The sequence below is a fragment of the Prolixibacter denitrificans genome (genome assembly GCF_003014495.1).
Taxonomy (GTDB): domain Bacteria; phylum Bacteroidota; class Bacteroidia; order Bacteroidales; family Prolixibacteraceae; genus Prolixibacter; species Prolixibacter denitrificans.
In genome coordinates this window covers 156494-180221 of the sequence record NZ_PYGC01000005.1, presented here as the reverse complement: position 1 = coordinate 180221, position 23728 = coordinate 156494, and the positions used below count along the sequence as shown (strand labels likewise).

At 45.5% G+C, this 23728-nt stretch carries 13 protein-coding genes; 10 read left to right on the top strand and 3 right to left on the bottom strand.

Going from position 1 to position 23728, the window contains the following annotated elements; genetic code table 11:
- Positions 1–300 precede the first annotated feature (300 nt).
- The 10 genes from CLV93_RS11530 to CLV93_RS11485 all read left to right on the top strand — a co-directional run bounded on the left by CLV93_RS11530 (position 301) and on the right by CLV93_RS11485 (position 17588).
- Positions 301–3369, top strand: a complete 3069-nt coding sequence (locus tag CLV93_RS11530) for a SusC/RagA family TonB-linked outer membrane protein (RefSeq protein ID WP_246814590.1) — start codon at positions 301–303, stop codon at positions 3367–3369.
- Between the two features lie 11 nt (positions 3370–3380).
- A complete protein-coding gene (locus CLV93_RS11525) occupies positions 3381–5315 on the top strand; it encodes a RagB/SusD family nutrient uptake outer membrane protein (RefSeq protein WP_106542482.1) in 1935 nt (644 codons plus the stop codon).
- Between the two features lie 44 nt (positions 5316–5359).
- Positions 5360–8191 carry a SusC/RagA family TonB-linked outer membrane protein gene (locus tag CLV93_RS11520; protein WP_106542352.1) on the top strand — a complete coding sequence of 944 codons (2832 nt, stop codon included), beginning with the start codon at positions 5360–5362 and terminating at the stop codon, positions 8189–8191.
- A 27-nt stretch (positions 8192–8218) separates the two neighbouring features.
- The gene (locus CLV93_RS11515) at positions 8219–9997 is read left to right on the top strand and encodes a RagB/SusD family nutrient uptake outer membrane protein (protein WP_106542351.1); all 1779 of its coding nucleotides are present in this window, start codon (positions 8219–8221) and stop codon (positions 9995–9997) included.
- Positions 9998–10086: 89 nt separating this feature from the next.
- A complete protein-coding gene (locus CLV93_RS11510) occupies positions 10087–11067 on the top strand; it encodes a DUF5627 domain-containing protein (RefSeq protein ID WP_246187219.1) in 981 nt (326 codons plus the stop codon).
- Between the two features lie 20 nt (positions 11068–11087).
- The gene (locus CLV93_RS11505; protein WP_170108926.1) at positions 11088–13244 is read left to right on the top strand and encodes an endo-1,4-beta-xylanase; all 2157 of its coding nucleotides are present in this window, start codon (positions 11088–11090) and stop codon (positions 13242–13244) included.
- Positions 13245–13603: 359 nt separating this feature from the next.
- A complete protein-coding gene (locus tag CLV93_RS11500) occupies positions 13604–13915 on the top strand; it encodes a hypothetical protein (protein ID WP_106542348.1) in 312 nt (103 codons plus the stop codon).
- Between the two features lie 26 nt (positions 13916–13941).
- Entirely contained in the window at positions 13942–15408 is a 1467-nt protein-coding gene (locus CLV93_RS11495; RefSeq protein WP_106542347.1) for an MFS transporter, read from the top strand.
- Positions 15409–15432: 24 nt separating this feature from the next.
- On the top strand, positions 15433–16605 hold the full coding sequence (locus tag CLV93_RS11490; RefSeq protein WP_106542346.1) for an endo-1,4-beta-xylanase: 1173 nt from the start codon (positions 15433–15435) through the stop codon (positions 16603–16605).
- A gap of 11 nt (positions 16606–16616) precedes the next feature.
- Positions 16617–17588: a glycoside hydrolase family 43 protein gene (locus CLV93_RS11485; RefSeq protein WP_106542345.1), complete on the top strand. Its 972-nt coding sequence runs from the start codon at positions 16617–16619 to the stop codon at positions 17586–17588.
- A gap of 732 nt (positions 17589–18320) precedes the next feature.
- Here the strand turns inward: CLV93_RS11485 and CLV93_RS11480 are convergent.
- From CLV93_RS11480 to CLV93_RS11470, 3 genes are read right to left on the bottom strand one after another with little or no spacing between them, the layout of a single operon-like run.
- The gene (locus CLV93_RS11480) at positions 18321–20777 is read right to left on the bottom strand and encodes a glycoside hydrolase family 95 protein (RefSeq protein ID WP_211297812.1); all 2457 of its coding nucleotides are present in this window, start codon (positions 20775–20777) and stop codon (positions 18321–18323) included.
- A 5-nt stretch (positions 20778–20782) separates the two neighbouring features.
- Positions 20783–22312 carry an alpha-L-arabinofuranosidase C-terminal domain-containing protein gene (locus tag CLV93_RS11475; RefSeq protein WP_106542344.1) on the bottom strand — a complete coding sequence of 510 codons (1530 nt, stop codon included), beginning with the start codon at positions 22310–22312 and terminating at the stop codon, positions 20783–20785.
- 30 nt (positions 22313–22342) lie between these two features.
- Complete coding sequence (locus CLV93_RS11470; protein ID WP_106542343.1) at positions 22343–23704, bottom strand: family 43 glycosylhydrolase; 1362 nt, start codon at positions 23702–23704, stop codon at positions 22343–22345.
- Positions 23705–23728: the final 24 nt, after the last annotated feature.

Genomic DNA, 23728 nt, shown 5'->3' with positions numbered 1-23728 from the left:
ATGTGGGATAGTCCTGTTTTTATTGAAGTTATTAATTCAACTATAAACAAATCTTACCTATGAAAAGAATGAAAATCAATGAAAAGTTAAAACGTTATGTTCATTTCGGGGCTCTTCGAAGCAAAATTCCCTTTTGGTACATACTGTTTTCAAGTAAGACAAATTGCGCGGTATGAAGCGTCGAATGATTTTACCAACTTAACTGAGAATGTAATGAAACAAACGATTAATTTCTTATCTCTTAGAATTTTCTTATCGAGAAATATAAGGAGTAACTTGCTTAAATGTGTGCTATTTTTGTTGGTTAGTTTTACCTCCTTATCCGGATTTGCGCAAGACAGCAGAACCATCCGGGGAACAGTTGTAGATGAACAGGGAAATCCGGTGATTGGTGCAACTGTAGCTCTGAAAGGTACTACAATCGGGACCGCTACAGATATTGACGGAAATTTTACCTTAAAGATTCCGGCCAATAAGGATATGATATTCGTATCCTTTATTGGAATGAAAAAGAAGGAGATCAATGTTGCCGGTAAGAGCAATGTAAAAGTTATGCTCGAAGCTGAAACTACACAATTGAACGAAATGGTTGTTGTAGGTTATGGTCAGCAGAAGAAAGAGAGTGTCGTGGGGGCGATTGCCCAGACGACCGGTGAAGTACTGAAACGCTCCGCGGGCGTACCGGATATTGGTTCGGCTTTAACGGGAAATCTTCCCGGAGTAATTACCATCTCCAGTTCCGGAATGCCGGGTGAAGAAGATCCTAAAATCCTGATTCGCGCGGCAAGCTCGTGGAACAATAGTGCACCCCTTGTATTGGTTGATGGAGTAGAACGTCCGTTGGGCGACGTTGACATCAGCTCGGTCGAGTCGGTCTCGGTCCTCAAAGATGCTTCTGCAACGGCCGTTTTTGGTGTGAAAGGGGCAAACGGAGTCATTCTTATCACGACCAAACGTGGTAAGATGGGGTCGGCCAAAATCGATGTTTCCGTTAACTCCACCCTCAAGGCTCCTTCCAAATTACCGAATAAACTCGATTCTTATGGCGCGTTAATGGCGCGAAATATAGCGATTGAGCACGAGCTGGGTGTATATCCTGATTCGTGGGGATATGTTACGCCGCAAGATATTATCAATAAATACCGTAATCCTGCGAATCTGGCAGAAGCCGAACGGTATCCCAATGTCGACTGGCAAGAGGCCCTTTTCAAGAAATTTGCCATGTCGTACAATGCAAACGTGAATGTTTCCGGTGGTACGCGTGTGGTAAAGTACTTTGCCTCCGCTGATTTTCTGCATGAAGGCGACCTGTTCCATGTATATGATAACGGTCGTAACTACCAGTCGGGATATGGGTTTAACCGTCTGAATGTACGCAGTAACCTGGATTTCCAGTTGACCAAATCAACTATTTTCCGGGTTAACCTTGCCGGTTCGAACGGCGCCAGAAAGAGCCCATGGGGACAGACAAGTTCCTCTGATTGGGCTGTGGCTCAGCAATGGGCCGGTGCCTATAACATTGCACCGGATGTATTCCTTCCCAAATATTCGGATGGTTCCTGGGGATTCTACCCAAACATTTCAAATGTTACCAATTCTGCAGCGAATCTGGCCCTTGCCGGGGTAATGACAACCACCACGACCCGCATCAATACCGATTTCATATTGGATCAGGAACTGGATTTTGTGACCAAGGGATTGAAATTTAAAGGAATGATTTCCTGGGATAACGCTTTTGTTGAATTTAACCGGGGAATCAATGACTTGTATAACGATGCACAGCAAAAATGGATTGATCCCAAAACTGGTGTTGCAGTCTACAAAAAGGAATACGAAAACAATAACAAATTCGATTTCATGCAGGGCGTTCTCTGGAACATCTCCGGCGGAGAAGTCCGGGACAGAGACACCCAACGAAATCTGGATTATCAGTTACAGTTGAATTGGGACCGCACTTTCGGAAGACATAACCTGACCGCTATGGGCCTGTTCAGTCGTAAGCAGAGAGCGATTGGTAGTGTCATTCCCTCGTACCGGGAGGACTGGGCGTTCCGTACAACGTATGATTTTGCATCCAAATATTTCCTCGAATATAACGGAGCTTACAACGGTTCCGAGAAATTTAGCAGAAAGTACCGGTTTGCATTCTTTAACTCGGGTGCACTCGGATGGATGATTTCTGAAGAACCCTTTATGAAGTCCATCCGGTTCCTGGATATGTTAAAACTGAGGGGATCGTATGGTGAGATTGGTGACGACAGCGGTGATCGTTGGTTGTATCTGACCCAATGGGCCTACGGGGGCCATTCCTCTCTGGACCTGAATCATGGAGAAAGTCCTTATACCTGGTATCGGGAGTCTGCTGTCGGGAACCCCGATGTAAGATGGGAGACAGTGAAGAAGCTGAATGTTGGTGCCGATTATGCCTTCCTCGACGGTTTGTTTGCCGGTAGTATTGAGTTTTTCCAGGATAAACGTATGAATATCCTGATCAACGGTAACGACCGCGCCGTTCCATCCTATTTTGGTACGACTCCTCCAACAGCCAACCTGGGTAGAGTTCGGACTCAGGGATATGAAATTCAGTTGCGGATCAATAAAGTCCTGAATAACAATTTGCGTCTCTGGGCCAACCTGAGCATGACGCATGCGAAAAACAAGATTCTGGAAAGGGATGATCCGGCACTGTATGATAGTTATCGCAAGCAGGCTGGCTACGCCATCAACCAGACAAGGGCTTACGTTGACGCAGGATACATCAATACCTACGATCAGCTGTATGGTAGTCCGGCCCATGATACCAACGATTCCTATAAACTGCCCGGTGATTATTACATCATCGATTTTAACGGAGACGGAGTTATCGATAGCAAAGACCTGATTCCTTACGGGTTTTCCGACGCCCCTCAAAACACGTACAATGCTACGGTTGGTTTTGAATGGAAAGGATTCAGTGGTTTTGTTCAGGTATATGGCGTCAATAATGTTACCCGTAATGTGCCGCTGGTGAGCTTTGGCAGTAAACTGAACACGGTTTATGATATGGGTACCTGGTGGTCAAGGGCGACACCGAATGCGGATGTCACCGTACCGCGTTGGTTGTCTACACCTAGCTATAATGACGGCACACAATATTTGTTCGACGGTTCTTATGTCCGTTTGAAGAATGCAGAATTAGCTTATACCCTCAACTCGGGATGGGTAAAGAAAATTGGTTTCAGAATGTTGAAGGTATACATCAATGGAAACAATCTTTGGGTATGGTCAAGAATGCCTGATGATCGTGAATCCAATTTTGCCGGGGCCGGTTCCCAGGGTGCTTATCCTACCGTAAGACGTTACAATTTAGGTATCAGATTTACATTATAATGATGAAAGCGATGAAAAAGATATATAAGACTCTTATAGGAGGCAGTTTGCTGTCCTTGTTGATTTTAGCGCTCTTTTCCTGCGAGAATTACCTGGATAAGGCACCGGAATCAATTGTGTCAGAAGACATGGCCTTTAGTAACTTCACGAATTTCCAGGGATATATTGAGGAGATATACAACTGTATCCCGGATAAGGAGAAGAAATACTGGACAACTTCCTGGAACTGGGGGGATGATGAATTGTTTAACCTGGAAGGGAACTTTCACATGACTCACCAGGTCGATATTGGTAATTTCTGGGCATGGCAGGGGTCTGCCAGCACCTGGCTGGATGATGACAACCCCGATCCGACTTCCACGGATAAGTTCAGACACGGATTGTGGGCACATGCCTGGTATTGCATCCGGAAGGCCAATATGGGGATTGCTAACCTTGATAAACTGACTACTGCTACTCAAGAAGAAAAAGACTTGATTGCCGGTCAGTTATACTTTTTTAGGGCATGGTGGCACTTCGAAATGATGCAATACTTTGGCGGCTTGCCATATATCGACCAGGTATTGCCTTCGGGCGAGAAATTGACATTACCTCGCTTGACGTATCAGGAATGTGCTGACAAGGCAGCGGCTGATTTTGCGAAGGCAGCTGAATTATTGCCTATTGATTGGGATAAAACAAACGTTGGTAAAAGAACCCTGGGGAAAAACCAGTTGCGCATCAACAAAATCATGGCGCTGGGTTATCTGGGTAAGAACTATTTGTGGGCAGGAAGCCCTTTAATGAAAAATGGTGCTCAAACAGGAGGCGCCAATACCTACAATTACGACGAAGAGTACTGCCGAAAGGCTGCCGAAGCATTTGGGCAATTGTTGAACCTGGTCGAGAGTGGCCAGACACAGTATTCGTTAGCCGAATTTAAGTATAAGGACATTTATAATCACGTAAGAGCAGCCGGGGCAACCTCCTGTTACAGCGATATCTTCTATACCATGGGGCAGAACTGGTTGATGCCTGGTTCAACCGAAGCCATCTTCCGTGGTCCGTCAACCGATTATAACGGTAGTAACTGGAACACGACCAAAACATTTGGTCCGAAAGTGAAGGGGCTGGTAGAGCATGACAATATTATTCACCATCCAACGGCGAACTATGTGAATTTATACGGGATGGAGAATGGATTGCCACTGGATGATCCAGACTCAGGATTTGATCCGACACACCCGTTTAAAAACCGCGATCCACGCTTCTATCACGATATTGTTTTTGATGGTTTTAAGTACGTAAACGCTGCCATGCCTGCAGATATGGAATATTTGCGGTATGCAGGACTTGCCACAGGCGGTACCATGAGAAATCCTGCTGACGGTAGCCGTACAGGTTATTTTATTCAGAAGCTCGTTCCCCACCAGGCAAACAAATACGACGGTGCGTATAACTGGAGTGGAAACCTTCACACCTATTTGCCTTATATGCGCCTGGGTGATATTTACACCATGTACGCCGAAGCCTGCGCTGCATTTGGTGGAGCATCCGGTCAGGCTACTGACTTCTCAAAAACCGCTGAAGAAGCTATTAATACACTCCGCGATCGGGTTGGTGCCGGTCATGTCAATGCAAAGTATACAAGCGATCCGCATAAGTTCATGGATGAAGTACGCAGAGAACGTGCTGTGGAATTGTCGTTCGAAGGATTCAGGTTCTGCGACCTACAGCGCTGGTTATTATTGACTGAGTATCCTTACAATGTAAAAACCGCTCAGGAATTTGACCGGGTAGAAGATGTTCAGTTTTTCGAAAATAATGATCCTCGCGACGCTGAAGTTGCCAATTTTAGGGAAGTACCCATTTTAACACGTCAGTTTGGAACAAAGAACTACTGGTTCCCGCTGAAAATTTCCGATACCTCCCTGTACCCAGAGTTTCCACAGAACCCTGGTTGGTAAATCAGCTTGAGTTTAATCTTTGTGAAATTATAAATGAATAAACAATGAAACATATACAAATAAGGTTCATTTATTTTGCACTGTTTGCGATCTTACCATTTTTGACGGAGGCGCAAACCACTGCAAAGAATGAAACTGACTCACTAAATACTTCGAAAGAGACGCTTGTGCAGGTGGCTTATCGCAAGGTTGCGAAAAGTGATCTTCTGGGAGGTGTTTCCGTACTTAATTATGAAAAACTGACCCAAAAGAACTATAACACCTATAGTTTAGACAACTTGCAGGGGTATGTCAGTGGATGGAATGGAAATTCGATGTGGGGGATGGGAGATTATCTTGTTCTGGTGGATGGCGTTCCCCGCGATGCGAACAATGTCTTACCGACAGAAATTAAGCAGATCACATTCCTGAAAGGCGCTTCGGCTGTCGTACTCTACGGTAGCCGTGCTGCCAAGGGGGTGATTTATATCTCCACAAAACGAGGTAAAGAGGAACCCCTGAAGGTGAATGTAAGAGCGAATACAGGTTTTCATGTCTCAAAGAGTTATCCGAAATACCTGGGATCGGCTCAATACATGACGCTCTATAACGAAGCGCTTACCAATGACGGTTTGTCCCCTCTGTATAGTGATGAGGATATCTATCATTATGCATCAGGAAGCAACCCTTATCGTTACCCGAGTGTCGATCTTTATTCTTCCGACTATCTGAAAAAAGCCTATAATCGGTCTGATGTGACAACTGAAATCACCGGGGGAAATGAAAGAGCCCGTTTCTATACCAATATTGGGTACTATTACCAAGGTGATGTTTTCAAGTTTGGCGAGGCGAAGAATAACAATACGAATCGTCTGAATATTCGTGGAAACGTAGATCTGGAGATTAGTGATGAAATTTCGGCATATGTCGATGCCAATGCAACCTTTTATAATTCACGAAGCGCCAATGGCGACTACTGGTCGTCTGCAGCCAGCCTGCGGCCGAACCGGGTTGCTCCGTTAATTCCATTGAGCTATGTCGATCCCAATGACCTCGCGTCCCTGGCCTTGCTTCAAAGTAGTCACAACATCATCGACGGGAAGTATTTCCTGGGAGGTACCCAGGCTGATATGACCAATGTAATCGCTGATTATTATGCAGCCGGTTACAGTAAATGGACCAGCCGGCAGTTTCAATTCGACACCGGAATCAATTTCGATTTAGGAAACGTGTTGAAAGGACTGGCGTTCCATACGCAATTTGCAGTGGATTACAATACCTCGTTCACTTCATCGTACAATAATACGTATGCCGTTTACGAGCCTGATTGGTACAACTATAACGGAACAGATGTGATTGCCGGTCTGACCCAGTACAATAATGATGAAAAGTCGGGGGTTCAGAATATTAGTGGTAGTAGTGACAGACAAACCATCGATTTTTCCGGATACTTCACCTACAATACGTCAATCAACACTGCACATCATATTTCAGCGATATTAGTTGCATCAGGATTTCAACAAACGCAATCCACCGTATATCATAAGGTCAGCAATGCAAACCTGGGATTGCAGGTGAGCTACGATTACAGGAGCAAATATTTTGTCGATTTTGGAGCCGCTGAAATTCATTCTGCCAAGTTAGCACCCGGTCATCGGAATGCTTTTTCACCGTCGCTCACCCTGGGATGGAAACTGAGCAACGAAGACTTTTTGTCCGGCTCATCAGCCATTGATAACTTAGAGATCAGTGCTTCAGCAAGTATTCTGAATTCGGATTTAGACATTGCCGATTTTTATATGTACGAGGCCAACTATACACAGGCCAACGGAGCCTGGTGGGGATGGTATGACGGAGCAAGTGAACGATCAACGAATTCGAAACGGGGAGGTAATGAAAATCTGACTTTCATTAAGCGGAAAGAGTTGTCAGCGACCATCAAAGGGTCATTCTGGAAGCGACTGATTACTGCAGATGCTTCTTTCTTTGTCAATTCAACAGAAGGGCTGATTATCGAACCAACCACTATCTTCCCCAACTACTTTTCTACCTATTATCCCGAAGCTTCATTCATTCCTTACGTGAACTATAATAATGATGAGCGAATCGGCTTCGATTTCAATGTTAACTTCAACAAGCGAATTGGTCAGGTTGACTTTACGCTCGGAGTAGCCGGTACTTACTACAACACAAAAGCTACCCGGCGTGATGAGAACAATGAATTCGCCTACCAGAATCGTCAGGGACAGCCCATTGATGGTATTTGGGGATTGCGCAGTGCCGGCCTGTTCCAAAGCCAGGATGAGATCGATAATGCACCGGAACAAAAGTTTGGTGGTACAGTAAAACCCGGCGATATTAAATACATCGATCAGAACGGGGATAACGTGATTGACGACAAAGACGTTGTTTACCTGGGACGTGGCGGATGGTACGGTGCTCCCTTTACAATGGGTGTGAACCTGACAGCCAAATGGAAGAATATAACATTGTTTGCCCTTGGAACCGGCGGTTACGGAGGTAATGCATTGAAGAACAATTCTTATTATTGGGTGTACGGCGACCGCAAATATTCAGAAGTCGTTCTTGATCGTTGGACAGAAGCGACAAAGACTACTGCCAAATACCCAAGGCTGACAACTGAAAGTGGGAGCAATAACTTCCGTACATCTGACTTCTGGTTATACAAAAACAATCGTTTTGACCTGGCCAAAGTTCAGATTACGTATGATTTGCCCAAGGAGCGGTTGCAGAATTCCCTCTTCAAGGATATCTCAATCTATCTGAGTGGTGCTAATTTATTGACAGTCTCTAAGGAGCGTAAGGTGTTGGAGATGAGTGTGACAAGTGCTCCTCGGACACGATTCTACAATATGGGCGTTAAAGCCGTATTCTAATGAATAAGTAAAAAATAGAATGAAGTTATGAAAAGTTCAATTATATTTTTGGTTCTTGTACTCTTCCTGAGCTCTTGCGATGACCTCTTCGATCCGGCAATTGAAAATATCCGGGGACTGGATGCGATGTACAAAGAGCCGACTTATGCACAAGGTGTATTGGCGAATGCATACATTCTCCTTCCGTATTCATCGACGCCTAATAGCGATGTCGCGACAGACGATGCAGTCTCAAACGATAACAGCAACAATTATCTGATGATGGCCACCGGCTCGTGGACGGCTGCCAATAATCCTATGTCGCAGTGGCAGGATCGTAGAAATGCAATTCAATATCTGAACTTGTTTCTCTCCAATGCCGATCAGGTGGAATGGAGTAAAGATGAAGTGGTCCGGACCATGTATAACGACAGGTTGAAAGGTGAAGCTTATGGGTTGCGCGCTGTACAGATGTATTATTTGTTGTTGGCCCATGGAGGTTGGACAGAAGATGGGCGGTTGCTGGGATTCCCGATTGTGACCCAGCCTGAAGACGCCACGTCTGATTTTAATCAAAACAGGAATACCTTCCAGGAGTGTGTTGACCAGATTTTCGCCGATGCAAAAAAAGCGATCGAGCTTCTTCCCTTAGACTACGGAAACGTAGCTGATGACCAGGTTCCGCAAAAATACAAAGACCTGGGAGTAACCAATGCAAGTGACTATAACCGGGTCAATGGAAATCTTATGAGAGGCCGAATTACCGGACGTATTGTCGAAGCAGTGCGCGCTCAGGTAGCGTTATTGGCTGCCAGCCCGTCATACAGTGCGGGAACAAACGTGACCTGGGAAGATGCAGCAAACTATGCCGCCACTGTTCTTGACCGGATCGGTGATGTTGGTGGAATGGATCCGAACGGCGATACCTGGTATGCCAACATCAGTGAGATTGAAGCACTGGCTTCAGGAGTCACTCCGGCTGAAATCATCTGGAGAAGCGATGTCGGTCAAAGTAATACCCTGGAAACAGATAATTTCCCTCCCTCGTTGTATGGAAGCGGTCGTATCAATCCAACACAGAACCTGGTGAATGCGTTCCCGATGGAAAATGGTTATCCTATTTCGGATCAGTCCAGTAATTACGATCCGGCTAATCCTTACGCAAACAGGGATCCTCGTTTGTCGAATTATGTTGTTTTCAATGAAAGCACACAGGGGCCAAACAATGATGTTATTGTAACCGGAACGTACGGTGACAACAACGATGCAATTAACCGGGAAAATGGCTTGTCTACCCGTACCGGTTATTACCTGCGTAAGTTACTTCGTTATGATTGTAACCCGGATCCGCAGTATAACACCGAACAGAAGCATTATACAGCGCGTATCCGCTATACGGAAATTTTCCTGGATTATGCCGAAGCTGCTAACGAAGCCTGGGGACCCACCGGGACAGGAAGCCACACTTTTTCAGCATATGACGTTGTAAAAGCAATTCGTGCACGTGCCGGGGTCGGTACGGCTAATAACGATGCTTATCTTGAGTCGGTGAAAGGCGATCAGGACAAAATGAGAGAGTTGATTCGAAACGAGCGACGTTTGGAGCTCTGTTTCGAAAACCATCGTTTCTGGGACCTGCGCCGCTGGAAAGTGCCAAACCTGAACGAAACCGCAACAGGAATCCAAATTGACAATTCGAATGGAACGTTGATATATAAACCCATCGATGTTGAGGGCCGAGATTACAAGGATTATATGTACTACGGTCCGATCCCTTACGGCGAAATTCAGAAATGGAGTAACCTGGAACAGAATGCCGGTTGGTAACTTCTTGATTATTTAAATGAAAAATATTCGAAAATATGAAACGGTTTAATTTTATAACAATATTGTTCGCCGGATTATTTGCGTTATTCATGACATCGTGTCATAATCAGGAAGCGATATTTCCGGATTACAACTACACCACTGTATATTTTGCATACCAGTATCCGGTACGTACGATTGTCCTGGGTGACGATATCTTCGACAATACCCTGGATAACGAGCATAAATGCGAGATTTATGCGACCATGGGAGGTGTCTACTCAAACAGTAAAGACATCAGCATCGATGTGAATGTTGACAATAATCTGTGCACAAACTTGTTTTTCGATGGTGACTTTGCTTCTCCCATACAGGCAATGCCCTCTGATTATTATCAGTTGGGAGCAAATCAGATACAACTCAAGCAATCGCTTCAGGGAGGTGTACAAATTCAATTGAAAGACGCATTCTTTGCTGATTCCAAGTCACTGGAAAATACCTATGTTATTCCTTTACGTATGACCGGTGTTCAGAATGCCGATTCCATTCTCTCGGGTGTTCCCAAAGTGGATGGCGCTTTAAGGGGCAATCTTTCCGATTGGGATGTTCAACCGAAAGATTTCGTACTCTATTGTGTGAAATTTATCAACCCATGGGAAGCCATCTATCTGCGACGCGGAGTGGATCAGATCACGCAGGGAGGCGAAACGACAACCGTTGTTCGTCACGCCGACTATGTTGAGAATGATCAGGTTGTGACGATGAAAACAGCATCGTTGCATACTGTTAAATACCCCGTTACCGTTGTCAATGCCAGTAACACCAATGAAACGTGTACATTGCTGCTTACCTTCGATGACAACAATAACTGTACGGTTTCTACTGAGACAACCGGATTCACTGCCAGCGGAAGTGGCTCTTTTGTTAAAAACGGCGATAAGAATAGCTGGGGAGATAAGGATCGCAATGTGATTTATCTCGATTATACCATCGATATGTCAGGGAAGTCATATGCAACCAAAGACACGCTTGTTGTTCGCGACCGGGGTGTTGAAATGGAAACATTTACCCCTTCATATAAAGCTAACTAATCGTTTAAAATTAGATGACTATGAAACATTTACATAAATTTTACATAGGTGTAACGGCATTGCTTATGTTAGCATCTTGTGCAGATAAAGGTATGCTTGACTATTCGGTTAAGAAGCCGGAAAGCATTGCGAAGCTGGAGTATCTGAACGATTATGATGTGTTGAAAAGCTATGTTGACCGGACAGCGGACCCAAACTTCAAGCTGGGAGCCGGTGTGTCGATTGATGCGTTCAATAAAACGGGAGTAGAATATAGCCTGATTGCCTCTAATTTCGATGAGATGACCGCTGGTTACGGCATGAAGCATGGAGCCATCGTTCAGGATGATGGAACCCTGAATCTGGCAAAAGTCGACGATTTTGTGGCTACGGCAAAAAACGCGGGCGTTACCATTTATGGGCATACATTGTGTTGGCATGCCAATCAAAATGCGAAGTACCTCAATAGTACCATCGCTCCGATTGTTATCCCCGGCACGGGTGGACCCACCTGGGATGTAATTTCCAGTAACGACTTTGAAACGGATGATGCATCGAACTATATGGGGAATTCGAATGCCGTAATGAGTTTCACTGCAAATGGAGAAGGAGCAGATGGCACCGGCCGGGCATTGAAAATTACCAATTCAGAGGTTCGTGCCAACGATTGGGAAAGTCAGTTCTTTTTCACATTTTCTCCGCAAGTGCAGGAAGGAGAGAAGTACAGACTGACCATGGACGTTCGTTCCGATGTCCCCGCATCCTTTGCGACCCAGGCACAAACGGCCCCGTATAATTATTTGTTTTGGGACTTTTTTGGCACGGTAAGCTCTACGACTGAATGGAGTACCTATACCAAGGAGATCACTGTTACATCAGATATGGCAGGTGCCGGTGCAATCGCCTTTAATCTTGGGAATACAGCTACAAGTTATTATTTCGATAACATAAAGCTGGAGAAATACAACGAGAATGGCGGTGGTGGTCCCACTTTGGAACCGAGTGTCATTGTTGGCGGCGATTTTGAGAATGGTGCCGACGGCTGGGGTGGCTGGGGCAATGGCTCCACACGAGCACTTTCTGCCGAAGGTGAAGGATATGGCGGTACGGGTTATGCATATACGTTTACCAACCCTACAGTAGCCGATTTTTGGAGTGCACAGGTTGCTTACGACCTGTCTCCGGCATTGCAGAATGGATCAACATACAAGCTGAACTTTAAAGTTCGGTCCAGTACAGCAGGGACCATTCGCGCCGAAGTGCAATCATCATCCGATTATTCAAGCGATGGCTTTGGTACATTTGCGATTTCACCGGATTGGAAAGAGTATACGCTGGAGACGACCGTAACGAAAGATGACCGTAACCGGTTTTTATTCGACTTCGGAGATTTTGCAGGAACGGTGTATGTCGATGACGTAACCCTTCGCCGTGTTAATCCGGATGGTGGCGGCGAACAGATTATTGAAAAAACGCCACAGGAAAAGAGAGACACCCTTAATGCGGCACTGGAAACATGGATATCCGGCATTATGGGAGCCACAAAAGGCTACGTAAAAGCCTGGGATGTGGTAAACGAACCGATGGACGATGCCAATCCATACCAGTTGAAAACCGGCGTTGGCAAGGAACTGGCAGCTGACCAATTCTACTGGCAGGATTACCTCGGTAAAGATTATGCCGTGACTGCGTTCAAGCTGGCTCGTAAATATGGAAATCCTGACGATAAGTTGTTTATCAATGACTATAATCTGGAATACAATCTTGATAAATGTAAAGGGCTGATTCAATACGTCGAATACATCGAAAGCAAAGGTGTTAAAGTTGACGGCATTGGCACTCAGATGCATATAGCTATTAATTCCGATACGGCTAAGATTGCCCAGATGTTTGATCTGCTCGCGAAAACAGGTAAACTGATAAAAATATCTGAGTTGGATATTGGCCTTGGAGGTGTTAAAACGGCCGATGCTACCGAAGAGCAATATCAGGCACAGGCTGATATGTATAAGTATGTTGTTCAGAAATATTTTGAAATCATTCCTGCACAACAGCGTTATGGTATTACCGTGTGGAGCCCTAAGGATAGTCCCGATGATTCTTCATGGAGAACCGGGGAACCAATTGGTTTGTGGACGCTATCGTACAATCGCAAACCAGCTTATGGTGCTTTCGCTGACGGACTTTCCGGAAACTAACTTTCATTATTAATATACACAGTTAAAAGAGGGAGCTGCCTTTTGGGGTGAGCTCTCTCTTTTCTTTTTTTGGGTGTGCCCTTCGTTTATTTCATCGATAAGGAGCGTCAATGTAACGACAGGGATTCCTTCAACTTGTGCAGCTTGATTCAGGGTATCGTAGGTCAACACTCCGGCAGCCAATGGTGAAGGTTTTATGGCTGAAATTTGAAATCAAATATTCAAAATTGAAAAACGGAATCTTCCGATGAAGGTATTTTTGAGTACAATGAAAACCAAATTCCTTGCTGATTAGTGCATACGGCAGCTGCAAGTCCCAAAAACCAAACTGACTAACCTTTAACCATATAAAAATTTTGATGCTTACGAAATCCGGATCTCATAATTACTTAAAAACCATCTCTTTGTCGGTGTGTTTGTTGCTGATGGCTTGCCATGCTTTGCAACAGTCCGGCCATTCTCTTCGAGAGAAGGTGAGTCCCGATGCTGGCTGGCCTTTTAATCGGATAAAACTAACGAAAACTTCACTTCGTATTGAAAAACCGGGCTTGCACTGGCTGCACCTTCGTGTTTTGGAGCCGGGCCTCGTACTTCCAAAAATCATGATTAATACGGGTGGACTAAAATCAAGCTTCCTGGGAGCACCGGAGAGTAAACTGGTAAAACAATAAAATCATTATTTATTAATTCAAATTGTATGAACTCGACCGCACAGAAAGTTTCTGTCCTTGAAAAAATCGGCTATAGTTTAGGGGATCTGGCCGCTAACCTGATCTTTCAAACGCTGATGACCTTTTTGGCATTCTTCTACACCGACGTGTATCAAATTCCGGCAGCAACTGCTTCGGCTATCATCTTTTCAGGAGGGATGCTTGGTGCTTTTTTTAATCCCATCATGGGGATAATCGCTGATCGTACCGAGACGCGCTGGGGTAAATTTCGTCCATGGATTTTATGGACTGCGGTGCCTTTTGGCGTCATTGCGATGCTTGCCTTCAGTACGCCGGACTTTAGCCCGGGAGGAAAGGTGGTCTATGCCTTGGTTACTTATATTCTTCTCGTTATCATCTATTCTGCCAATAACCTGCCTTATGCATCGCTTAGTGGTGTTATTACGGGCGATATGGCCGAACGAAATAGTATTTCATCGTTCCGCTTCGTAGCGGTCATGATCGCACAGTTTATTGTTCAGGCTTTATTGCTGCCCCTGGTACTTATTCTGGGCGACGGGAACAAAATCAAAGGGTTTGAAAATGTAATGACTTTGTTTGCGATTACCGGAGTCGTTTTCTTTATCATAACCTTTTTAACGACCAAGGAACGAATCATCCCGAAGCCCGATCAGAAGTCGAGCGTGAAAGAGGATTTGAGCGATTTATTCAAAAACCGGCCGTGGATCATTATGCTGATACTGACTATTTTCGTTTTTATCACGCTTGCGTTGAAAAGCGGTATGTATGTCTACTACTTTGAAAATTATTTGAGCGAACCCGCGCTGGCAACGTTTCTCGATAACATTGGGTTTAATCATCTTATCGACGGACTTAACAGCCTTCTGAAATCGGCTGGACTGGTCGGATTTCAGTGGCCCAAAGACCCGGCGACTTCCGGGTTTAGCCTGTTCAATGCCAGCGGAATCATTTTCATGATTGTTGGTATTTCCCTGTCGAAAAAATTGGCCGATAAATATGGAAAACGGGATGTGTTTGGTTTCGGTCTGTTCCTTTCGGCCATGTGCTTGCTGGCGTTCATTTTTTATTCACCCACATCTGTTACGCTTGTGTTTGTTAGCCAGGTCTTGCACGGATTCTTCTACGGACTAACCATTCCACTGTTGTGGGCCATGATCGCCGATGTAGCTGACTATTCAGAATGGAGGAATAACCGGCGCGCCACCGCCATCATCTTTTCGGCCATGATCTTTGGACTGAAGGCCGGGCTGAGTATCGGAGGAGCTCTGGTTGCTGGTATTCTCGATATTTTCGGATACCAGGTTGGAGCCGCCGAACAGTCGTCGCAGACAATTTTGGGAATCAAACTGTCGGTCAGTATTTTCCCCACGATCACCTTTTTAGTCGGTGTGGTTTGCCTGTTCTTCTACGAGATCAACAAACAGAAAGAGGTTCAAATCGAACAGGAATTGATTAATCGGAGAAAAAACTAGTAACACTAAATAACTAAAATTTAAATGATGGAAAAAAAGTATATTAAAATGGGTAGACACTGGATAGTAGTATTGGCTACACTGCTGACTTTTGTCGCTTGCCACTCAACTTCGCAAAAACAGAATAGTAACGACGCTGTTACCTTGAAAGATGCCTTCAAAGGTAAATTTTACATCGGGACAGCATTGAACGCGAGACAGATAATGGGGATTGATTCACAGGCGATTCGAGTTGTGAAGAAGCAATTTAATTCCATTGTTGCTGAAAATTGCATGAAAAGTGGATTGATACATCCCAAAGAGAACAAATTCAATTTTACACTGGCGGACAAATTTGTTGAGTTCGGAGAAAAGAACCACATGTTTATTGTGGGACATACCCTAATCTGGCACTCCCAGGCTCCGCGATGGTTTTTTGTGGATGATCAAGGCAACGACGTCTCAAGGGATGTATTGATTGCCCGCATGAAAAAACACATTTCAACCGTTGTCGGACGATACAAAGGTCGGGTCAAAGGCTGGGATGTTGTAAACGAGGCTGTACTTGATGATGGATCTTTAAGAAAAAGCAAGTTTTACCAAATCATTGGTCCCGATTTTATCAAGCTTGCTTTCGAATTCGCCCATGAAGCGGATCCGAACGCCGAACTATACTATAACGATTATTCGATGGCCAATCCGCAAAAAAGAGAAGGAGTCATCCGGATGGTGAAAGTGCTTCAGAGTGAGGGTGTCCGGATTGATGGCATTGGCATGCAAGGACATATTGGATTAACACATCCTGATATTGATGAGTTCGAGAAGAGCCTTGAAGCTTTTGCCGGTTTGGGCGTGAAAATTAATATCTCCGAATTGGATATCTCTGTCTTACCTAACCCGCACTTCCATACCGGAGCTAATGTGTCCGATAATTTCAAGTACGAGAAGGAATTGAATCCTTATACAGAAGCACTTCCCGACAGTGTCTCTAAGGCATTCAACCAGCGCTACCTCGACTTCTTTAAACTCTTTTTAAAACATCAGGATGTAACCGAACGGGTTACGCTCTGGGGAGTAAACGATGGACAATCGTGGAAGAACAACTGGCCGGTCAGAGGTCGCACCGATTATCCGCTGTTATTCGATCGGAATAATCAGCCCAAACCTGTAGTAAAAGAAATTATTGATGCGGCAATGAATAATCCGAAAGCCGATTAACTTATATAACAATGAAAAAAGCAAGATACCTGGTTGAACACATGTATACAGCCGATCCGGCAGTACACGTTTTTAATGGCAAACTGTATATCTACCCCTCGCACGACATTGATGCGGGCATTCCTGAGAATGATAACGGCGACCATTTTGATATGCGTGACTATCACGTGTTTTCAATGGACTCCATTGAAGGAGAAGTGACCGATCATGGAGTGGCACTGGATGTGATAGACATCCGGTGGGCCGGAAGACAACTGTGGGATTGTGATGCCGCTTTTAAGAATGGGAAATACTATTTGTACTTTCCGTTGAAGGACAAAACTGATATTTTCCGAATCGGCGTCGCTGTGAGTGAGAAACCGGAAGGACCTTTCGTTCCGCTTGACAATCCAATCAGAGGGAGTTATTCGATCGACCCCTGTGTTTTTTGTGACGACGATGGTACTCATTACATGTATTTTGGCGGCTTGTGGGGTGGCCAATTACAACGCTACCGCGATAACAAAGCCATTGAATGCGGACAGTTGCCCGATGACGAACAGCCTGCATTGCCTTCGCGGGTGGTGAAACTCGATGACGATATGCTCGAATTTGGCGAGGAGCCGAAAGCGGTAATTATACTTGACGAAAACGGAGAGCCGTTGAAGGCAGGTGATAACGAACGCCGGTTCTTTGAGGCATCGTGGATGCACAAATACAAAGGGAAATACTACTTCTCGTATTCAACCGGTGACACACACAAACTGTGTTATGCAGTTGGTGACAACCCTTACGGTCCTTTTACTTACCAGGGAGTGATTCTTACACCGGTGGTTGGCTGGACAACTCACCATTCCATTGTGGAGTTTAAAGGCAAATGGTACCTGTTTTTCCACGATAGTGTTCCGTCGGGCGGTAAAACATGGTTGCGAAGTATGAAAGTGATTGAACTGGAATATACGAAAGAGGGGAGCATTAAAACGATTGAAGGAATAGAAGATTAGAATTGAGATACCTAAAGTATCTGTCAGAATAAACATTTCCAAAGTTGTTATAGAAATAGGTTTAGTTAGTTTTGTTTCAGTTAGATTGACTATTAAATATCGGAAGCTTCTTTTTAAGGAGCTTCCGATTATTTTTTGGGCGCATGTTATTCTGATATGTTCATTTACATTCTTCTGCCATTTAGGATTAAAGATATTTCCAGGTAGTTATGAATGACAGTTTATAACAATAAAGCGTACTGTGACGGAATATTCAATATCGCCAGAAAGAGTAGTGAATGAGCTGTATAGCCGGGGACTGAATCATCGAAAGAAGAGGTTAAATAATGATTAATTTCCGGACGGTGAAAACTTATACTGTTCTCTTGTCATCTTTATACTGTTCTCCCACCGTCTTTATACGTTTCTCACCTCACCCTTTATACGTTTCTCGCGGCGTCTTTATACGTTTCTCTTTCCATCGTTATACGTAGAAAGATGGAAACCTTCTGCGTTTAGGTTTTGAACACGAGTGGCAGATGGTTTGGGAATTGTAATTCCGGTGTTAAAAGGTGGACTTCATTTCACATAAAATTCGCTTTACTCTTATGGCATATAACGACGGAGAGTTTCCTGCTTTTTTTTTGAGCTGCAACAAAAAAAGGCCGTCCGAAAAACGGACGACCTTTGTAGTAGTTGGTTGTTTGATTAAGGTTTGCTTTTATTCCTTATTGCATGTCGTTATTTATCAAACTACATTTTCCTTACTTCAATAACATCTCCCTTTCGGGTCGGGATATCATACTCGTATACTTTTTTCAGTTTGGGCAAGTCTAACGGAACTTCCGAGTGTACCAGCGGACTCTTCTGAGTCGGAATGGCGAAAAAAGGATTGATATTCTGCCCTTTGGCTTTCTTCAGTCCTTTGCCCTTTAACGGAACATATGAACGCAGGCGGCAATTACCTCCTTCGAGAGAACGGATGGTTGCATGGGCCAGTTCACCGTTTTCCCATTTCAAGTCAACTGTGAAACCACCCCGGGCCCTGAGTCCTGATATGCTACCTTCTTTCCATGCCGTTGGAAGTGCCGGCAACAGCTGAACGGCGCCATCCTGACTTTGTAACAACATCTCTGCAATACCCGAGGTACAGCCGAAGTTACCGTCAATTTGGAACGGGGGATGGGCGTCGAACAGGTTAGGGTAGGTGCCTCCGCCTTCCATTCCTCTCGAATGGTTCACCGGTCTCAGCTGGTCCGTGATTAATTTGTAGGCATGGTTTCCATCGAGCAGCCGCGCCCAGAGGTTTACTTTCCATCCCATCGACCATCCGGTCGATTCGTCGCCACGTGCCAGTAGCGATGTTCTGGCAGCAGAAAACAATTTTGGGGTACGGTATGGCGAAATTTGATTCGACGGGTATAAGCCGTACAAATGCGATACATGGCGGTGATGCTCATTGGGGCTATCCCAATCGTGCAACCACTCCTGTAACTGCCCCCAACGCCCTACTTGCATAGGAGGAAGACGTTTGATCGCATCCTGAAGCCGGGCAACAAAGGCATCGTCGGTATGCAGGATTTTTGCGGCCATCATGGTTTTGGTAAACAGATCGAACGCCAGCTGATTATCCATGGTAGCGCCGGCAGTTAAAGAAGTGCTGTGTCCCGGCGGGATATGTTCCGGCGAAATAGAGGGACAAACGACTAACCAGTGATGTTCCGGCTCTTCCACCATGAAATCGAGCAGAAACTTTGCCGCTCCTTTCACTACCGGATAGATGGACTTCAGGTATTCTTTGTCTCCACCGAAGGCGTATTTGTAGAACAGATGCTGTGAAAGCCATACGCCGCCCATAGGCCACATTCCCCAGTTGGCACCGTCTATGGGTCCGGCAATGCGCCAGATATCGGTATTATGATGGGCTGTCCAGCCACCGGCTCCGTACATATCTTCAGCGGTTTTTCTTCCGGTTTGCGAAAGTTCGCGAACCATCTGAATCAAGGGCTCGTTCATCTCCGTCAGGTTGGTAACTTCCGACGGCCAGTAGTTCATTTCGGTATTGATGTTGATGGTGTATTTGCTGTCCCATGGTGGGTAAAGCTGGTCGTTCCATATTCCCTGCAGGTTCGCCGGCTGTCCTCCCGGTCGCGAAGAGGAGATGAGCAGGTAGCGGCCAAACTGGAAGTACAAAGCTACCAGCTGCGGATCGTTATCGCCGGCAAATTGCGCGAGGCGAACATCGGTGGGGTTTTTTACCGAATCCGTTACGCCCAGATCGAGTTTTACCCGTTGAAAATATTTTCGGTAGTCGGCAGTGCTGGCTTTCTGAATCTGCTCGTAGCTTTTTTTCAGCGCCTGCTGAAGATAGGAACTTGCCAGTGCATCGGCATTGCCACTGATGTCTTTATAGCTTTTAAAGTTGGTGGCAGTGGAGATGTAGATGGTTGCCGCATCGGCATTGGAAACATTCACGACGGTATCGTTGGCGGATACTGTACCGCCCCGGGGAACCACTTTTACCCGGGCTTCGAACCGGACGGCGCCTTTAACCGTTTCGTGGTCGCTGGTTGTACCCGACAGCACGAGTTGGTCGTTCCCCAGCGTCGAAAGATTGAGCATTTTAGACGATCCCGGACGGTCCATTGTGGCGGAAAAGCTGACGGCGCCCGGTTTATCGGCCGAAATACGGGCAACAATTACCTGGTCGGGATACGAGGACAGTACATGTGTCGTATAATGTACGCCGTTCACGTTATACCGACTGCTCGCTACGGCTTTGTCGATGTCGAGTTCACGGTAGTAGTCCGAGTAGTTTTCGTGTCCCGGAAAGGAAAGACGAAGGTTTCCTACCGTTTGGTAGGGCATGCCCTGGGACTTTTTGCTGATAAAATCCTGGTTAACCAGTGTCTCTGCTTCTTTGTATTTCCCTTCAAAAATCAATTTGCGGACTTCGGGCAACGCCTCTTTGGCCTTCAGGTTATCGTTCCGGTTGGGTTGACCGGCCCACACGGAACTCTCGTTCAGTTGAATGGTTTCGTAATTTGGGTCGCCAAAGACCATCGCCCCCAGGCGGCCATTCCCGACAGGCAGAGCTTCGACCCATTGTTTGGCCGGGTGCAAATACCAAAGCTTCAAAAGTGAGTCATTCTGAGCGTAGGCACCGGCTACACACCCCATCACGAGCCAGAATAAAAGGATTCTCTTCACTGTTATTATTTTTTGATTTCCACTTTTATCTGGGTAAACGAATGGGGAAGAAATGAGTAGGTCAACCCGGTTTTGTTTGTTTTGATTTCCTTCGTTACCGGAATATATTGTGGTTGTTTATCGAACGAGAACGGTGTCTCGAGAGACTGACTGTCGATGATGCCGGCCACTGCTTTCCCTGTCATTTCGCCGGAGGTGGGCAGTATATCGGCGGTAATTGCCTTGTCCTTGTTCCGGTTAATCACGTTGATGTAAAGTGTTTGGGTTTCGGGCGAATAGACCGACGTAACGTCGAGGTACGGAATGCCTTTGTATTTTTCGGTATTAAAGGTATCGCAAGCCACATAGGTATCGACCGAATTGCCGAGGCAATTGTTGGAAAATGACTTGAAAATGTAGAACAGCGGCGTTTTGTAGGTTCCTTTTTCGCGGTCGCTTCCCAGCAATGAGGTAAACATGGTAAAGTTGGCCATCTTCACTACATCGGCGTGACGAACAAAGGAATTCAGGCATTGTGCCACGGACAGTACCGACCGGAAATTACTCCCGAAAGCGCCATATTCATCTACCGAAACATAAATCGGGTTGGTGAAGTCTTTCTTTGCTTTAGCTGTTTGAATTTCATCGGCGGTTATACGAATCTTTTCGTCAAAATCCATTGCACTTTGGCCCATGTAGGTGTAATAGTCGGGTGACTTTTCCCAGTAACGGTGAATGGAGAGGTAATTAATTTTATCGCCAAGACCTTCCAGTACCTTCCGGTTCCAGTCAATCCATTTGCCGGTACTTTCGTAGTACGACGATCCGGAAGCAACAAAACGGATGGTCGGGTCGATGGACTTCATTGCCTTGGCGGCTTCCCTTGCTGTTTTCACATAATCATCGGCCGTTTTGTGGCCCAGTTCCCACGGAGCGCCGTCTACTTCGTTACCAAGGTCCCATATTTTGATGTTGTAAGGTTCTTTATGCCCGTATTTGATGCGTAAATCCGAATAGTAGGTTCCTTTCGGGTAGTTACAGTATTCCAGCCAATGGCATGCGTTTTGGATGTCTCCAAGGCCGAGGTTAACACATACAACGTTGTCACTTCCGATGGACTTATTTAATTCCACCCATTCGTCGGTTCCTACATGGTTGTTATCGGTTCCGCCCCATGCCATATTCACACGAACCGGGCGCTGGCTTTTTGGCCCGATACCGTCTTCCCAGTTATAGGCCATCACGTAGTTCCCGCCCGGCCAGCGCATGTTTGTTACCTTGAGTTCTTTCCCGGCATTGATGTAATCCTTCCGGAAGCCGTCTTTATCGGCAAGCGGGGAAGAGGGATCGTACAAATTCCCGTAAAGGGTATTGAAGCTTACCGTATCGGGTAATCCCATCCTTGCTCCGTTAAAGTGGATAGGCTCCATAAATACACCATAAATATTCGGATCAATCTTTCCGATAGTCCGGTCAACATCGATTCTAATTTTAGCTGTTTGGGCACTCAGGAAAAGAGGAAGAGCAAGGCCCAAAAGTGTGAATACTTTTTTCATGAAAGATATTTTTATTGATTTAGTTTTTTCTTACCGTTTAAATTGAACCCAGTCAATTTCGACCGGTGAGTTGGATTGTTGTACAACGACCAGGTTGTGAATTCCTTTTTGATAGTTTGAAACGGCCACATCGGTGGTTGCCCATTGGTTTCCTTTGGGGATTTTTACTTCGGACAACAGAGGACCGTCAGGTTGGTCCAAACGTATCTGTATTCTTCCTCCCTGTTGTGACAGGGCTCTCACCTGGACGGACCTGAGTTTTTTATTTCCGAAGTCGACCGCATTGTACCGGACCCAGGCGCCCTGGGTATCGAACAGAGTCTTCCAGCCTTTAAAGGTATCGAGCGAATCGAGGAACGCAACGGATACACCATTTCCGCTGATATTGCTGTACCGGTCAATCTGGATTTTCCGGGTTGCCGGGGTTGTTCCCACTCCGCGTAACGTTGGTGTTACTTTTTGTATGGTACCGTCAGTATTGAAGAACAGGCTGTCGATACAAACCGACCTATTCTTGTCGAAGTTGGGCGACAAGGCATCCTGATGATAGAAAAGATACCACTGATTCTTATATTGAATCATGGATTGATGGTTCGTCCAGCAGTGCATTGGCGATTCATCCATGACCACTCCGGCAACTTTGAACGGTCCCACAGGGCTGTTTCCCATGGCATATTCAAGCCGCTCAATACTGTGTGCGACATGCGGATAGGTGAGGTAGTAAATTCCCTTTCGTTCGAATAAATAAGGGCCCTCTTTCAATCCTTTTTGAGGAAGGTTTTCAATTTTCTGAGGTCCTGAGGCCAGTTCCAGCATGTTGTCTTTCAGTTTGGCCACATAAATATTTCCCATTGCCCAGTAGAGATAGGCTTGCCCGTCTTTATCGATAAATACGTTCGGGTCAATCCCATGGACCCCTTCGATTGGCTTTGCCTGCGGAACATACGGGCCTCCTGGTTTGTCGGCTATAGCCACGCCTATTCCGAAGTTCTTTCTGCCGTTTGGGCCAACCGTTTTTGTATTGGCCGGAAAATAGAAATAATACTTCCCATTTCGTTCGATGCAATCGGGCGCCCACATGCTGTAGGACGTTGAATCGACCCAGGGGACATTGTATTGGCTCACGACGATACCATGATCCGTCCAATCAGTCAGGTTGGAGGATGAAAATACATGGTAATCTTCCATACAAAACCATTTTTTTCTCAACCCTTTGTCAGGAGGCGTAGGGATGTCGTGCGACGGGAAGAGGTATATTTTCCCGTTGAATACTCTTACTGAAGGGTCAGCAGTTAACTGATTACGGATGATTGGATTTTGAGCCTGAGTGTTGTTCAGGCAGAAGAGTATCAGGACGATTAGTACGGACAATTTGCGATGGTGTTTTTTCATTGGTTTAAGCTTTTGATTGATGAA

What these genes read in the sequence shown, in the direction of transcription:
- CLV93_RS11470 (WP_106542343.1), bottom strand. Translation starts at nt 23,704, where the DNA reads ATGAAAAAACACCATCGCAAATTGTCCGTACTAATCGTCCTGATACTC.
- CLV93_RS11515 (WP_106542351.1), top strand. Translation starts at nt 8,219, where the DNA reads ATGAAAAGTTCAATTATATTTTTGGTTCTTGTACTCTTCCTGAGCTCT.
- CLV93_RS11505 (WP_170108926.1), top strand. Translation starts at nt 11,088, where the DNA reads ATGAAACATTTACATAAATTTTACATAGGTGTAACGGCATTGCTTATG.
- CLV93_RS11485 (WP_106542345.1), top strand. Translation starts at nt 16,617, where the DNA reads ATGAAAAAAGCAAGATACCTGGTTGAACACATGTATACAGCCGATCCG.
- CLV93_RS11490 (WP_106542346.1), top strand. Translation starts at nt 15,433, where the DNA reads ATGATGGAAAAAAAGTATATTAAAATGGGTAGACACTGGATAGTAGTA.
- CLV93_RS11520 (WP_106542352.1), top strand. Translation starts at nt 5,360, where the DNA reads ATGAAACATATACAAATAAGGTTCATTTATTTTGCACTGTTTGCGATC.
- CLV93_RS11525 (WP_106542482.1), top strand. Translation starts at nt 3,381, where the DNA reads ATGAAAAAGATATATAAGACTCTTATAGGAGGCAGTTTGCTGTCCTTG.
- CLV93_RS11500 (WP_106542348.1), top strand. Translation starts at nt 13,604, where the DNA reads ATGCTTACGAAATCCGGATCTCATAATTACTTAAAAACCATCTCTTTG.
- CLV93_RS11510 (WP_246187219.1), top strand. Translation starts at nt 10,087, where the DNA reads ATGACATCGTGTCATAATCAGGAAGCGATATTTCCGGATTACAACTAC.
- CLV93_RS11495 (WP_106542347.1), top strand. Translation starts at nt 13,942, where the DNA reads ATGAACTCGACCGCACAGAAAGTTTCTGTCCTTGAAAAAATCGGCTAT.
- CLV93_RS11475 (WP_106542344.1), bottom strand. Translation starts at nt 22,312, where the DNA reads ATGAAAAAAGTATTCACACTTTTGGGCCTTGCTCTTCCTCTTTTCCTG.